The organism is Mycobacterium sp. NPDC003449 (assembly GCF_053588415.1).
The window spans coordinates 22,617-36,180 of the sequence record NZ_JBSFPX010000059.1; the positions used below are offsets into that span (position 1 = coordinate 22,617).

Annotated in this window: 14 protein-coding genes; 2 read left to right on the forward strand and 12 right to left on the reverse strand. The window is 70.1% G+C overall.

Annotated elements, in window-relative coordinates:
- Positions 1-34: 34 nt before the first annotated feature.
- From xerD to ACWDTP_RS16865, 6 genes are all read right to left on the reverse strand, one after another.
- Positions 35-994 carry a site-specific tyrosine recombinase XerD gene (xerD, locus tag ACWDTP_RS16840; protein WP_450021654.1) on the reverse strand — a complete coding sequence of 320 codons (960 nt, stop codon included), beginning with the start codon at positions 992-994 and terminating at the stop codon, positions 35-37.
- Positions 991-1,608, reverse strand: coding sequence for an NUDIX domain-containing protein (locus tag ACWDTP_RS16845; protein WP_450021656.1), 618 nt, complete (start codon positions 1,606-1,608; stop codon positions 991-993). Before ACWDTP_RS16845 ends, xerD begins: the two co-directional genes overlap by 4 nt.
- Positions 1,601-3,364 carry a CTP synthase gene (locus tag ACWDTP_RS16850; RefSeq protein WP_450021658.1) on the reverse strand — a complete coding sequence of 588 codons (1,764 nt, stop codon included), beginning with the start codon at positions 3,362-3,364 and terminating at the stop codon, positions 1,601-1,603. Before ACWDTP_RS16850 ends, ACWDTP_RS16845 begins: the two co-directional genes overlap by 8 nt.
- A 114-nt stretch (positions 3,365-3,478) precedes the next feature.
- Complete coding sequence (locus ACWDTP_RS16855) at positions 3,479-4,420, reverse strand: copper transporter (protein WP_450021660.1); 942 nt, start codon at positions 4,418-4,420, stop codon at positions 3,479-3,481.
- A 15-nt stretch (positions 4,421-4,435) separates the two neighbouring features.
- On the reverse strand, positions 4,436-5,620 hold the full coding sequence (gene steA, locus ACWDTP_RS16860; RefSeq protein WP_450021662.1) for a putative cytokinetic ring protein SteA: 1,185 nt from the start codon (positions 5,618-5,620) through the stop codon (positions 4,436-4,438).
- A 116-nt stretch (positions 5,621-5,736) separates the two neighbouring features.
- Complete coding sequence (locus tag ACWDTP_RS16865; RefSeq protein WP_450021683.1) at positions 5,737-6,258, reverse strand: CGNR zinc finger domain-containing protein; 522 nt, start codon at positions 6,256-6,258, stop codon at positions 5,737-5,739.
- A 142-nt stretch (positions 6,259-6,400) separates the two neighbouring features.
- Between ACWDTP_RS16865 and ACWDTP_RS16870 the strand changes: the two genes are divergently transcribed.
- Positions 6,401-6,862 (forward strand): VOC family protein, encoded by a 462-nt coding sequence (locus ACWDTP_RS16870; RefSeq protein ID WP_450021664.1) that lies wholly within the window; start codon positions 6,401-6,403, stop codon positions 6,860-6,862.
- A gap of 16 nt (positions 6,863-6,878) precedes the next feature.
- Complete coding sequence (locus ACWDTP_RS16875; RefSeq protein WP_450021685.1) at positions 6,879-7,766, forward strand: pyridoxamine 5'-phosphate oxidase family protein; 888 nt, start codon at positions 6,879-6,881, stop codon at positions 7,764-7,766.
- 3 nt (positions 7,767-7,769) lie between these two features.
- Here ACWDTP_RS16875 and recN read toward each other — a convergent pair whose 3' ends face one another.
- Genes recN through ACWDTP_RS16905 form a run of 6 tightly spaced genes read right to left on the reverse strand, consistent with a single transcriptional unit; the run spans position 7,770 to position 13,401 of the window.
- Complete coding sequence (gene recN, locus ACWDTP_RS16880) at positions 7,770-9,533, reverse strand: DNA repair protein RecN (protein WP_450021666.1); 1,764 nt, start codon at positions 9,531-9,533, stop codon at positions 7,770-7,772.
- A gap of 6 nt (positions 9,534-9,539) precedes the next feature.
- Complete coding sequence (locus ACWDTP_RS16885) at positions 9,540-10,463, reverse strand: NAD kinase (protein ID WP_450021668.1); 924 nt, start codon at positions 10,461-10,463, stop codon at positions 9,540-9,542.
- Positions 10,460-11,269 (reverse strand): TlyA family RNA methyltransferase, encoded by an 810-nt coding sequence (locus tag ACWDTP_RS16890; RefSeq protein ID WP_450021670.1) that lies wholly within the window; start codon positions 11,267-11,269, stop codon positions 10,460-10,462. The genes ACWDTP_RS16885 and ACWDTP_RS16890 overlap by 4 nt, the downstream gene beginning before the upstream one ends.
- Positions 11,270-11,275: 6 nt before the next feature.
- Positions 11,276-11,497: a hypothetical protein gene (locus ACWDTP_RS16895; protein ID WP_450021672.1), complete on the reverse strand. Its 222-nt coding sequence runs from the start codon at positions 11,495-11,497 to the stop codon at positions 11,276-11,278.
- A gap of 13 nt (positions 11,498-11,510) precedes the next feature.
- The gene (locus ACWDTP_RS16900; RefSeq protein ID WP_450021674.1) at positions 11,511-12,542 is read right to left on the reverse strand and encodes an HAD-IIA family hydrolase; all 1,032 of its coding nucleotides are present in this window, start codon (positions 12,540-12,542) and stop codon (positions 11,511-11,513) included.
- 1 nt (position 12,543) lies between these two features.
- Positions 12,544-13,401 carry a tetratricopeptide repeat protein gene (locus ACWDTP_RS16905; protein ID WP_450021676.1) on the reverse strand — a complete coding sequence of 286 codons (858 nt, stop codon included), beginning with the start codon at positions 13,399-13,401 and terminating at the stop codon, positions 12,544-12,546.
- Between the last annotated feature and the right edge of the window lie 163 nt (positions 13,402-13,564).

The window sequence follows — 13,564 nt, forward strand, 5'->3', positions numbered from 1 at the left end:
GTCCCAACGGCGGGCGGTGCTCACCGGTTCACGGCTACCTGGCCCGTGGATGCGCCCCGGCCCACACCTCGCGCAGGGTGTGCACGGTGACCATGGTGTAGATCTGGGTGGTGGTCACCGACGCGTGACCGAGCAGTTCCTGTACGACGCGGACGTCGGCCCCGCCGTCGAGCAGGTGGGTGGCGAAGGAATGCCGCAGCGTGTGCGGGGACACCGCGGCGGTGATCCCGGCCCGTTCGGCCGCATCCTGCAGCACCTGCCACGCGCTCTGCCGCGACAGCCGTCCGCCGCGGGCGTTGAGGAAGATGGCCGGCGTCCCGCGGCCCCGGCGGGCCAGGTCCGGCCTGCCCCGCACCAGGTAGGCGTCGAGCGCGCCGACCGCGGGACGGCCGATCGGCACGAGCCGTTGCTTACCGCCCTTGCCGTGCAGCAGCACCGAGCGGGCCTGGGTGTCGATGTCGTCGATGTCGAGGCCTACCGCCTCCGAGATCCGGGCGCCGGTGGAGTACAGCAGTTCCAGCAGGGCCCGGTTGCGCAGGGTCAGTGGCCCGTCGGCCTCGCTGTCCCCGCCGGCCGCCTCCAGGAGTGCGAGCACCTCGTCGAGGGTGAGGCTCTTGGGCAGCCTGCGGCTCGGGGTGGGCGGTTTGACGGCACGAGCGACGTCGAGGTCGGTGTATCCCTCGGCGGTGGCGAACCGGTGCAGGCCACGGACCGCGACCACGGCCCTCGCCGCCGACACCGCCGACAGCGCGCTGACTCCGGCCTCGGGGTCGCCGCGGCGCAGCGCCACCAGGAAATCGCTCACATCGGCCTCGGTGACCTCGGCCAGGTCGCCGATCCCCCGCTGGGTCAGATGCTCGGCGTAGCGGCGCAGATCACGTCGGTAGGAACTCAGGGTGTTGGCCGCCACTCCCCGCTCGATCGTCAGATGATCGAGATAGCCCTGGAGCTGATCGTCGAGGGCCGCGCGCACCGGAGAGGACGACGTGGTCATAGGCCCTTGCGCCGCCGGAATGTCGCGGGCCGGTCCGTCCACTCGGCATCGACCGGGCGCAACGACTCCACGGCGGGCATCGTGTGGGCCGCCAGGATCCCCGCCACCGCAATCGAATTCACGATCTCGCCGGAGAACACCCGCGACACCGCCTCGGCCAGGGGCATCCGCCGCGTCGTCATATCGGCTTCCTCGTCGTGTGCGGTGGGCCGCTCGACCTCGGTCAGGCCGGTGGCCAGGAAGATCCGCACGCTCTCGTCGGAGAAGCCAGGAGCCGAGTCGAGGTCGACGAGCACCCGCCACTTCTCGGCGGCCAGGCCGACCTCCTCCTCGAGTTCACGGGCCGCGGTGATGTGCGGTGGTTCGCCTGCGAGATCCAGCAGCCCGGCGGGCAGTTCCAGCAGCCTGCGCCCCAGCGGATGCCGGTACTGGTACACCAGCACCACATTGCCGTCCTCGTCGAGGGCGACCACGGCCACCGCACCGTAGTGTTCGACGACCTCGCGCCGGGCCGACCGGCCCCCCGGCATGCTGACCTCGTCCGCGCGCAACGCGAAAATGTTGCCGACGTAGAGTGTTTCGCTGGACAGCGTCTCGAAGTCGTGTTCAGCCACGGACTTCGGACTTCTCCCGGGCCTCGTCGGCCGGATGCTCGACGCCGTTGGAGAACTGTTCGGGCAGGTCCATCCCCGGCAGTCGTTCCTCGGCCTTGTAGCTCAGCGCGGCGCCGATGAACGCCGCGAACAGCGGGTGCGGGCGGGTCGGGCGGCTCTTCAGCTCGGGATGGGCCTGGGTGCCGACCAGGAAGGGATGCACCTCGGGGGCGTACTCGACGAACTCCACCAGATTCCCGTCCGGCGAGGTGCCGGAGAAGCGCAGCCCACTCTCGGCGATCCGGTCCCGGTAGGCGTTGTTCACCTCATAGCGGTGGCGGTGCCGCTCGGACACCTCGTTCGCCTGATATGCCTGCGCCACAATCGAACCCGGGGTCAGCACGGCCGGGTAGGCGCCCAGTCGCATGGTGCCGCCCAGGTCGGCCTCGCCGGCCACGACCTCGCGCTGATCGGCCATGGTCGAGATCACCGGGTCCGGGGTGCCCGGGTCGAACTCGGCCGAGTTGGCCCCGGCGATCCCGACCGACCGCGCCGCGTCGATGACGATGCACTGCAGGCCCAGACACAATCCGAGCACCGGCAGGTTGCGTTTGCGCGCGTAGGAGATCGCCCCCAGCTTGCCCTCGATGCCGCGGATACCGAACCCACCGGGGATCAGCACCCCGTCCACGTCGGCGAGCGCGGCGGCCGCGCCGGCCTCGGTCTCGCAGTCGTCGGAGGCCACCCACCGCATCTCCACCTTGGCGCGGTGTTTGAACCCGCCCGCCCGCAGCGCCTCGGCCACCGACAGGTAGGCGTCGGAGAGGTCGATGTACTTGCCCACCAGAGCAATCCGCACGGTCTCATGCGGTTCGTGCACGCGCCGCAGCAGATCGTCCCATTCGGTCCAGTCGACATCGCGGAACGGCAGGTTGAGCCTGCGGACCACGTAGGCGTCGAGTTCCTCGCGGTGCAGCACCTTGGGGATGTCATAGATCGACGGCGCGTCCGGGGTGGAGATCACGCCGTCGACGTCGACGTCGCACATCAGCGCGATCTTGTTCTTGAGCGGTTCGGGTACGTCGCGGTCGCAGCGCAGGATCAGCGCGTCGGGAGTGATACCGATGCTGCGCAGCGCGGCCACCGAATGCTGGGTCGGTTTGGTCTTGAGCTCACCCGACGGGGCGAGGTAGGGCACCAGCGACACGTGCAGGAAGAAGCAGTTGTCGCGGCCCACCTCGTGACGCACCTGCCGTGCCGCCTCCAGGAACGGCAGCGATTCGATATCGCCCACGGTGCCGCCGATTTCGGTGATCACCACATCGGGGCGGTGCCCGGCCGCGTCGGCCTCGGCCATGGCCAGGATGCGGTTCTTGATCTCGTCGGTGATGTGCGGGATCACCTGGACGGTGTCGCCGAGGTACTCGCCGCGGCGTTCCTTGGCGATCACCGCCGAGTACACCTGACCGGTCGTCACATTGGCCGAACCGGACAGGTTGCGGTCCAGGAAGCGTTCGTAATGCCCGACGTCGAGGTCGGTCTCGGCGCCGTCCTCGGTGACGAAGACCTCACCGTGCTGGAACGGGTTCATCGTGCCCGGGTCGACGTTCAGATACGGATCGAGCTTCTGCATCGTCACCTGCAAGCCCCGCGCGGTGAGCAGCTGGCCGAGGCTCGACGCGGTCAGACCCTTCCCCAGTGACGACACCACTCCACCGGTGACGAACAGGTGTTTGGTGGCGGTGTGCGGGTGCTTGCGTAACGCGGGCAAAAGCATCCTCCGTGACGACGGGCAGGGAATCGCCGAAACTGGCTGTGGCCTGCCGACCCACGGAATCTCACCTTAACACCGACGCCGACAAGCCGTGGCGGGCGCGCCGCGGGCTGCGGACTATTGCGGAACGGTGACCGAGGTGGCGCCCCGCCCGGTGCCGTACTGCGCGGGCCGCCCACCGCCCGCGAGCTCGCCGAGGGCCAGCACCGCGGTGATCTGCCCGGCCCCGGAGTCGGCGTCGTCGACGGTGCTCACCGCACCGGCCAGGGCGGCATCCGACCTGGTCACGGCGACCGGGCCGGTTCCGGAAGCGGCCCCGTCGCGGCCGACGAGCACGGTACCGGAACCGTGCGGTGCGAGCCCGGCGGCGAATCTGGCCACGGTCGCACCGCGGTTGCCGGCGTCCTCGCCGAGACCGCCGCCGGTCACGATCAGCGCGGTGTTGGCCGCACCGATGTGTTGGTCGTCATAGGTGACGAACCCGGTGTCGCGCAGCGCGGAGAGCACCGTGGCCCGCTGGGTGTCGTCCACCGGTGCGGCGGCGGGGTTCTTGTCGATCAGCAGCGTGATGCCCAGCAGATCGCCGGACTGCGACCCCTGGTCCACGGCCGCGGTATTGAGTTGGCGGCCCGCGGGCACGATCGGCGAGTTCACCACCGACAGCAGTTTGTCGGCCGAGTTGGCCTGCACGAACTCGTCGGTCAGCGACAGCGTCCCGGTGACGGTTCCGCCGGCCTGACCGATGTAGCGCGCCATCGCGTCGACGTCGCCGTCGGCCGCGTCGGGGGTGCGGAACACCACCACCGATTTGTCCTTCAACGTGTCGCGGACCATGCGCGGCGCCAGCTGCGCATCGAATTCGCCTGCCGCGTTGAGCCTTTCATTGAGTGAATTCTTCTCCTCGGTGAGCGTGCCGATCTGTTCCTGCATGTCCTTCTTGTCGTCACGCAGCCCGGACAGCACCGTGTTGGACAGCAGTCCCGATCCCAGCGCCACCCCGACGGCCAGCGCGAGGAACACCGCGGCCAGCGAGATTGCGTGTGCGCGTAGCGTTATCACTGCTCACCCGTCCAATCAGCTGATGAGGCCCTGCACCCACAGCGTCAAGCGGTTCCAGTACTCGGCGACCCAGTCGAGCACCGCGACGTCGGTACGCGAGACCCACAGCGCGACGATGACGGCCACCAGCATGGCCAGCACCAGCAGTGCGATCGCACCGCCGGACACCCGGCTGCGGTACAGCGTCGCGACGGCCTTGGCGTCGACGAGTTTCTCGCCCACCCGCAGCCGGGTCAGGAAGGTCGACGGCAGGCTGGCCTGGCGGGACCGGTCGAAGAACTCCTCGATGTTGGCGGTGTGACCGGCGGTCACGATCAGCGATGCACCGTGGTGGTCGCAGAGCAGCAGCGCGAGGTCGGCCGCCGAACCGGCGGCCGGGAAAGTCATCGCCCCGACGCCGAGATCCTGGATGCGTTCGAGTCCGGCGGCATGCCCGTCGGCGTCGGCGGGCAGCACCACCTGTGCGCCGCAGCGCAGCACCTCGACACTCATCTTGTCGGGGTCGCCGACGATGAGCGCGGGCCGGTACCCCGCCTTGCGCAGCACGTCGGCGCCGGCGCCGACGCCGACCAGGACCGGCTGGTACTCCTTGATGAACGGTTTGAGCCCCTTGAGGTCCTGGGCGGCGGTGGCTTCCTCGGCGACGATCACCACATGCCTGCGGTGCAGGTCGACGTCGATATTGGGGATGCCGATACCGTCGATCAGCAGCGGGCTCTCGCTGCGGATGAATTCGATGGTGTTGCCCGCGAACGCCTCGAGATGAGCCACCAGGCCGCTCTTGGCCTCGTGCATGAGCTCGTGGATCTCGTGGTCGTTGCGCTCGGTGCCCAGCGCGATCCGGCGGTCGCCGGCGTAGACGCCACCGTTGTGCAGGCGAACCCGCGCGCCGTCCTTGACCTTCTTGAACACGTCGGCGCCGGCCTCGTCGATGAGCATGACGCCGTTGGCGACGAGCACCTCGGGTCCCAGGTTCGGGTAGCGCCCCGAGATCGACGGCGATGCGTTGACCACCCCGGCGACGTTTGCCTCGACCAGAGCGTCCGCGGTGATGCGGTCGAGGTCCTGGGCGTCGAGTACGACGATGTCACCGGGGCCGACGCGGCGCAGGAGTCGATCGATGTCGCGGTCCACGCGGGCAGTGCCGGTGACACCCGGGCGTGAGGTGGCATTGCGGGTTAGCAGCGCTGACATCTTCATGTGGCGATTCTGTCGGGAATCGCCCGTCAGACCACGGAGGCGCGCCGTAACACCAGCATCACAAGTGGTCATCAGTCACATACGTAACAGCGACTCGACCGCGCCGATGTGATAGTTCAGTCCCGTTTGGCGGCGTAATGACGCGCGGCCTTTGCCCGGTTACCGCAGATGGCCATCGAATGCCAGCGCCGCGCACCGTTCTTGGACGTGTCGTAGAACCACAGCACACACTGCGGGTGTGCGCACTGTTTGATCCGGTCGGCATCCCCGCCGAGCAGGCCGAGCAGGTTGTCGGCCGCCAGCCAGCCGGCCAGCCACTCCGGGTCCGCGACGTCGGGCACATCCTCGGGCCCAGACGGCCCGAGCCTGCGCCGGATCCGGCCGCGGTCGAGGATCTCGTTCAGCTCGGCCGTCGACACCCCCTCGACCACCCGCCGGATCGCATCCCTGGCGGCGATCAGCGCCCGGAGCGCCCGCTCGTCGGTGTCGCACCGGTCGACCAGGCCGTTACTCCCGAGCCAACAGCGCAGCCCGTCCACGTCACGCAGCAGATCCTGCGGACCTTCGGCAGACATCCACCGCGTGTTCAACAGGTCCAGCGCGAGCGGTTCGCCGACGTGCGGACGCGGATCGCGCATACCCGACATTAACCGCCTCCCTCGCCCATCGGCCGCACCCTCGGAAACTAACCGCCTAAAACCATTTCACCGGTTGACGCGGAGTGCCAGCCGATCTAACCTGCTATTACTGCAATGCCAGTTATACGCCCAGGAGGAGCCCATGACCACACCGACCAGCACCGGACTGGCCACCGGCCACGTCGGCCTCAATGTCACCGACCTGGACCGGTCGATCGACTTCTACCGGCGCGCTCTGGGTTTTGAGCCGCTCACGATCAACGCCGAGGGCGACCGGCGGTACGCGTTCCTGGGTTCCGGCGGCACCCTGCGACTGACCCTCTGGCAGCAGAGCGATGGGACATTCTCCGCGCGGACGCCCGGACTGCACCATCTGTCCTTCGAAGTCGAGAGCGTCGATCAGGTCCGGGCGGTCGAAACGGAGCTGAAGGCGCAGGGGGTGCCGTTCGCCTACGACGGTGTCGTCGCTCACGGCGAAGGCGCCGCATCGGGCGGCATCTTCTTCACCGACCCCGACGGCATCCGCCTCGAGGTGTACGCACCGAGCGGCGCCGACAGCGCTCCCGCGCCCAACGGATCCGCGCCGACCTGCGGTTTCTTCTGAGCCGACGGCCATGAACGTGGGATATCACCCGGGCGAACTGGTGGTGCAGAACCGCCTCGGCCAGGCCGATGCCGCGGCCCGGCTCGGCCGCATGATCCGCCCGGAGATCCCGGCCGCGGCCGCGGCATTTCTCACCGGGCAACCGTTCATCGTGCTCGCGGCCGCCGACCGGGCGCACCGCGTGTGGGCCGGCATGATCGCCGGTCCGCCCGGCTTCGTCCACGCCGACGATGCCCGCACCATCACCATCGACGGGCACCCCGCACCCGGTGATCCGCTGGCCGAGATTCTGCTGGGCCCGAGCCAGGTCGGGGCCGTCGCGGTACAGCCCCAGACCCGGCGCCGGATGCGGGTCAACGGCACCACCGAACCGGTCGACGGCGGTCTGCGCATTCACACCGAGCAGGTGTACTCGAACTGCCCGAAGTACATCTCCCGGCGACACATCGAGGGGGCGCGGACCGCGGTCGAAACCCCGAGGGCCCGTCGCGCGGAGGCCATGGACGAGCGGCACCGGCGGGTCATCGCGGCCACCGACACCTTCTTCGTCGGTTCGGCCGACCCCGACGGCAACGCCGATGCGTCCCACCGGGGCGGCAATCCGGGCTTTCTCGAGGTGCTCTCGCCGACGCAGCTGCGCTGGCCCGACTACCGGGGCAATTCGATGTTCATGACGTTGGGCAACATCGCCGCCAATCCGCGCTGCGGGCTGCTGATCCCGGACTGGCGGACCGGGTCCACGATCCAGCTCACCGGCACCGCGCAGATCCTGTGGGACGACGGGGCCGGCAGGCCCGGCGCCCAGTGCTCGATCGAGTTCACCCTGACCGAACTCGTCGAGCTGACCGGGGTGAGCCCATGGCGCTGGGGCGACGCCGAGCTGTCACCGGCCAACCCCGGCTGACCGCTACGTCGCGGTGCGCTCCTGCTGCGCGGCGTCCAGCAACTCCCTGGCGTGCGCCCGCCCACTGTCGGACTCGCCCAAACCGGCCAACATCCGGGCCAGTTCGGCGACCCGGTCCTCATCCTGCAGCCTGCGCACCCCACTGGATTTGCCGCGGCCGTTGCCGCTGTCGACCACGAGGTGCGCGTCGGCGTAGGCGGCGACCTGGGGCAGGTGGGTGACCACGATGACCTGATGGGTCCGGGCCAGCCGGGCCAACCTGCGGCCGATCTGCACCGCCGCCCGGCCACCGACCCCGGCGTCGACCTCGTCGAACACCATCGTGGTGCCCTCGTCGGAGGCCGACAGCACCACTTCCAGCGCCAGCATCACCCGGGACAGCTCACCGCCCGACGCGCTCTTGGTCAGCGGAAGCACGTCGGCGCCGCGGTGCGCGGTGAAGCCGAACTCGACGGCGTCGACACCGTCGTGCCCGGCGTGCAGCACCGCCCCGTCGGGCATGGTCAACGGTGCCGAATCGTCGGCGCGGGCGGTCAGCGGCCCCACCGTGATGGTGAAGATCGCGTTGGTCATCGCCAGCCCGGCCAGCTCGGCGGTCACCGCCTTGGCCAGTCCCTTGGCGGCCCGCCCCCTGGCCTTGCTGAGTTCGCCCGCGGCACCGGCCACCTGGGTTTCGAGTTCGCCGACCCGGCGTTCCAGCTCGGCCAGGGTCTCCTCGGACACATCGAGCTGGGCCAGCCGGTCGGCCGCGTCGCGGGACCAGGCCAGCACCCCGTCGATATCGGCGGCGTACTTGCGGGTCAGGGTCCGCAGCTCGGCCTGCCGGGTCAGCTTGGATTCCAGAGTGCTGGCATCGCTGGGCAATTCGGCCAGAAAGTGACCGAGTTCGGCGGTGACATCGCTGATCACCGCGACCGCCTCGGCCAGCCGCTCACCCAGCGACCGCAACGAGGTGTCATCGGTGGCTTCCAGTGCGGCCTTGGCCTGGCCGACGCCGTCGGCCGCGGAGGTGGTATCGGGTGACGGATCGTCGAGTGCGCCCGACAACGACACCCGGGCGGTCTGCGCGGCCTCCCGCAGGGCGTCGAGTTCGGACAATTGCCGGATGTCGGTGACGATCGCCTCGTCCTCGCCGGGTTGCGGTGCCACGGCGTCGATCTCGTTGATGCCGAAACTCAGGCGGTCGGCCTCCTGCGCCAGTTCGCGGGCCCGTTGCCGTCGGTCGGCGAGGTCGCGGCGCGCGGTGAGCCAGTCCTCACGGATCCGCCGGTACCGGCTCAGCGGTTTGACCACGTCGGCGTACCGGTCGAGCGCGGCACGCTGCTCGTCGGGTCGCATCAACCGCAGCTGGTCGTTCTGGCCGTGCAGGGTGAGCACCTCGGCGGTGAAGCTGCTCAGCGACTTGGCCGGCACGCTGCGGCCGCCGAGGTAGGCGCGCGACGGCCCGGCCCGGCTCACCGAGCGGGCCGCGATGACCGTGCCGTCGTCGTCGCGCTCGGCACCGGAGGAATCCAGCAGCTCCTCGACCCGGCCGGTCACGTCGGTACCCAATTCGGTTGTGCTGAACCGGCCTTCGACCACCGCACGGTCGGCACCCGAACGCACCCGGGTGGAGTCGGCGCGGGCCCCGCCGAGCAGGTGCAGCCCGGTGACCACCATGGTCTTTCCGGTGCCCGTCTCACCGGTCAGCACGGTCAGCCCACGGTCGAACTCCGCGGTGGCGGCGCTGATCGCGCCGAGCGATTCGATACGGATCTCGGACAACACGTGCGGTTACTGCCCCCGCCACCCGGTGACCGGCAACCGGAACTTGCGCACCAGGCGGTCGGTGAACGGCGCGCTGTCGATCCGCACCCACTTGAGCGGGGTGGCGCAGCGGGTCACCTCGAGCCGGCCGCCGGCGGGCAGCACCATGTCGCGGCGACCGTCGCAGAACACCAGCGCGTCGTTGCCGTCGGCCTCGATCTCGATGGCGATCGAGGCCGCCGGACTCGTGACCATCGGCCGGGCGAACAGGGCATGAGCGTTGTTGGGTACCACCAGGATCGCCTCCAGGTCCGGCCATAGCACCGGCCCGCCCGCCGAGAAGGCGTAGGCGGTCGATCCGGTCGGGGTGGACACCAGCACGCCGTCGCAGCCGAATGCCGACACCGGACGCCCGTCGATCTCGACGACCACGCCCAGGACGCCCAGGCGTGGTCCCTTCTCCAGGCTGGCCTCGTTGAGTGCCCAGCCCCGGTTCACCACCTCGGCGCCGACCCGCACGACCACGTCGAGCGTCATCCGCTCCTCGATGAGGTAGTCGCGGCTGATCACGTGCTCCAGGACCCGGTCGATGGCCTCGGCCTCGGCCTCGGCAAGGAAGCCGATGCGGCCCAGGTTCACGCCCAGCACCGGGATCTCCACATTGCGGGCCAGTTCGGCGGCGCGCAGGAAGGTTCCGTCCCCGCCGAGCACCAGTACCAGTTCGCAGCCCTCGGCGGCGCGCTCGTCGGCGTCGACGACCTCGATCTCGACACCGAGGGCCCGCATATCGTCGGGTGCCAGATGCAGCGGCCCGCGGTCGACGGCCTCGGCCGACAGCACGCGCAGCGCAATATCGTTGTCGCCGAGCACTTTCTCGACGCGGCGGGCGACCTCGGTCGCCTCGTCCCGCCCGGTGTGCACCACCAGCAGGATCATGCGTTCACTCGTCATCGCGGTCCCTCCTCGACCGCCCGGCGCACCGCCTGCTCGAGGGAGTCGCCGTGTAGCGGCGAACCCGTCTCGGCGCGCAGATGCAGGAAGTACTCGACATTGCCCGATGGCCCGGGAAGCGGGCTCGCCGTCACATCCACAGCATGCCATTGCAGTTCGGCCGCCTTGCGGGCGACCGTGCACACGGCGTCGACGCGCAACTCGGGATCGGACACCACGCCGCCGGCACCCACGCGGTCCTTACCCACCTCGAACTGTGGTTTCACCATGGGAACGATATCGGCGTCGGCGACCGCGCATGCGGTCAGCGCGGGCAGCACCGTGCCCAGCGAGATGAAGGACAGATCGGCGACCACCAACTGCACCGGCCCGCCGATCGCGTCCGCGGTCAGCTCGCGGACATTGGTCCGCTCCAGCACCGTGACCCGGTCATCGGATCGCAAGGACCAGGCCAGCTGGCCGTATCCGACATCGACCGCGACCACCTCGGCCGCACCCCGGTCCAGCAGCACCTCGGTGAATCCGCCGGTGGACGCCCCGGCATCCAGACACTGGCGGCCCGCGACGGCCACCTCGAACGCGTCGAGGGCGCCGATCAGCTTGTGCGCACCGCGCGACACCCAGCTGCGTTCATCGCCACGGGTGACGGTGATGTTCGCGTCGACGCCGATGGCGGTGGCGGGTTTGGCCGCAGGCATGCCGTCGATCCGGACCCGGCCCGCCCCGATCAGCTCGGCGGCCTGCTGACGCGACCGGGCCAGACCACGGCGCACCAGTTCGGCATCGATACGTGCCCGCCGCGCCACCGGCGATCAGCCTCCGGCCCCAGGGGCCGGCCCGCCCTGCTGGCCCCGGTCGACCGACTCCAGCGCGTTCACCAGGATCTCGTGTGCCTGCTCCAGCCGGGCGGCCAGCAGATCGATATCGGCGACGTCGAGCCGGGTATCGGGTCCCAGCCCGCCCGCGGAGATATCGGGCAGGCCGGACAGCACCTCGGCGACCTGCGCCCGGAGTTGATCAGGATCGGTGGTCATAGCGGTGTCAACGCTAGCCGACCGGGCTGGTCAGCAACGACCACCGGCGCAGCGCGTCGCGCGCCGCATCGTCGCCGGCGTGTACCGCGAACCCGCGGTGATCCAGGTCCGCGGCCCACACCGCGTGCGCGGTCGCCCGCAGCACCGCGAGCGGATCGGTGACGTCGGTTCCGGTCGCGTGCACCGTGACGGTGTGGCCGGATCCGGGAGCGGACGCGATCTCGACGCGCCACGCCGGGTGCGGGGCCACCCGAAGACCCTCGGCGTCGACGTGCAGGTCGCGCAGATCGGCCGCGATGTAATCGGCCCGCTCCGAAGCGACGGCGTTCAGGGCGTCGGCGGCGGTGCTGACCCCGGTGAGCACCATCAGGCTCGGCAGCCCGGCCGCGTTGGCACCCGCGATGTCGGTATCCAGGCGGTCACCGACAACGAGGGGACGCGAGAAGGAGCCGCGGCCCAGCGCGTCGTTCATCAGTGTCGGCTCGGGTTTGCCCGCCACCACCGGCTCCCGCTCGGTCGCCGCCCGCAGTGCCGCTACCATCGAACCGTTACCGGGCAACAGCCCACGCTCCGACGGCAGCGTGACATCCACATTCGCCGCGACCCACAGGGCGCCGGCCCGGATCGCCAACGCCGCCTCGGCGAGCTCGGGCCATCCGGTCTGCGGTGAATGCCCCTGCACCACCGCGGCGGGGTGCTCGGCGACCTGGCGCACCGGCCTCAGCCCGACGGCGGTGACCTCTGCGGCCAACGCATCGGTGCCCACGACAAGCACGGTCGCGCCCTGCGGCAGTTTGGTGGCCAGCAGCCGCGCCGCACTCTGAGCGCTGGTGACGACGTCGCCGGAGGCTGCCTGAAATCCCAGTTCCCGCAGATGCTCGGCGACCTCACCCGGTGCGCGGGACGCGTTGTTGGTGACGTAGAGCCGGCGGGCGGTCACCTCGGCCAGGCTCTGCACGGCGCCCGGCGTCGCCTCATGGCCGCGGAACACCGTGCCGTCGAGATCGAGCAGCAGGCAATCATGCTGCTGCGCAAGTGTGGTCATCTCAGGAGAGCTCCGTGACCCGGTCCTCGGCATCCGTGACGCCGTCGACGTCCGCGGCGGCCGCCTTGAGAAACCACTGCAACGCATCCTCACCACGCCCCAGCGCCAGCAGCGTATCGGCGTAGGCGTAGCTCAGCCGCGCCGCGGTCTGGCCGGTCCTGGTGGGGTCCAGCGGAGGTGAGGACAGGATCGACAGCGCCTGCTCGTGCTGGCCCAGATCCGAGCGGGCACCGGCCGCGACGATCCGTAGCTCGTCGGCATCGTCACCGGTCAGGGCCGCGGCCTCGGGGCTACGGGCCAGCTCGACGGCCCGTTCCGGGCGACCGACGCCGCGCTCGCAGTCGGCGATCATCGCCAACAGTGCCGACTTGCTGCCCATTCGCCGGGCCGCACGCAATTCGGCCAGCGCCTGCGCCCAGTCCCCGCAGTAGTAGGCCGCGATGCCGACGGCTTCGCGCACGCCGGCGATCCGCCCGGCCCGGTTGCGGGCGGCCCGGGCATGCGCCAGGGCCGTTTCCGGATCCTCGTCGAGCAGATTGCCCGCCGCGACGAGATGCCGGGCCACATAATCGGCGGTCGTCTTGTCCAGAGTCACCAGTTCGCGGCGCACCTCGGGCGCCAACTGTCTGGCCTCGATGTCGGCGCCGAGTCGCGGCGCGCCGTCGCCCGACTGTTCGGCGGTGACCTCGGGCTGCGCCGGGCGGGCCCGCCCCGGGCCCGACGTCCGTGGCGGTGTGGAGCGCTGATCCCGCGGACGCTGGTCGCGCGCCCGCTGATGCCGGCTGCCGCCGCTGGATGCGCGGTCGCCCGAAGCACGCCGCGGGCGGCGTTCGCCACCGCCTTGTCTGTCTCCGACCACGTGTGCCTTTCTACCCGCCTTCCCCGCAAAAGGATACTGGGCGCCTCCGGACCCGACATAATCGCGTGAAAAAAGGGGCGCCGAATATCGCCGGTGATTTTGTTGTGGAAATGCCTGAGCCCCCCAATGGGTATTGGGGGGCTCAGGTCATGCACCAAGATTA

Bases quoted from the DNA above. Each gene is read 5' to 3' on its own strand.
- ACWDTP_RS16895 (WP_450021672.1), bottom strand. From the start codon at position 11,497: ATGACCACCGATCCTGATCAACTCCGGGCGCAGGTCGCCGAGGTGCTG.
- steA (WP_450021662.1), bottom strand. From the start codon at position 5,620: ATGAAGATGTCAGCGCTGCTAACCCGCAATGCCACCTCACGCCCGGGT.
- ACWDTP_RS16885 (WP_450021668.1), bottom strand. From the start codon at position 10,463: ATGACGAGTGAACGCATGATCCTGCTGGTGGTGCACACCGGGCGGGAC.
- ACWDTP_RS16870 (WP_450021664.1), top strand. From the start codon at position 6,401: ATGACCACACCGACCAGCACCGGACTGGCCACCGGCCACGTCGGCCTC.
- ACWDTP_RS16900 (WP_450021674.1), bottom strand. From the start codon at position 12,542: ATGACCACACTTGCGCAGCAGCATGATTGCCTGCTGCTCGATCTCGAC.
- xerD (WP_450021654.1), bottom strand. From the start codon at position 994: ATGACCACGTCGTCCTCTCCGGTGCGCGCGGCCCTCGACGATCAGCTC.
- ACWDTP_RS16850 (WP_450021658.1), bottom strand. From the start codon at position 3,364: ATGCTTTTGCCCGCGTTACGCAAGCACCCGCACACCGCCACCAAACAC.
- ACWDTP_RS16865 (WP_450021683.1), bottom strand. From the start codon at position 6,258: ATGCGCGATCCGCGTCCGCACGTCGGCGAACCGCTCGCGCTGGACCTG.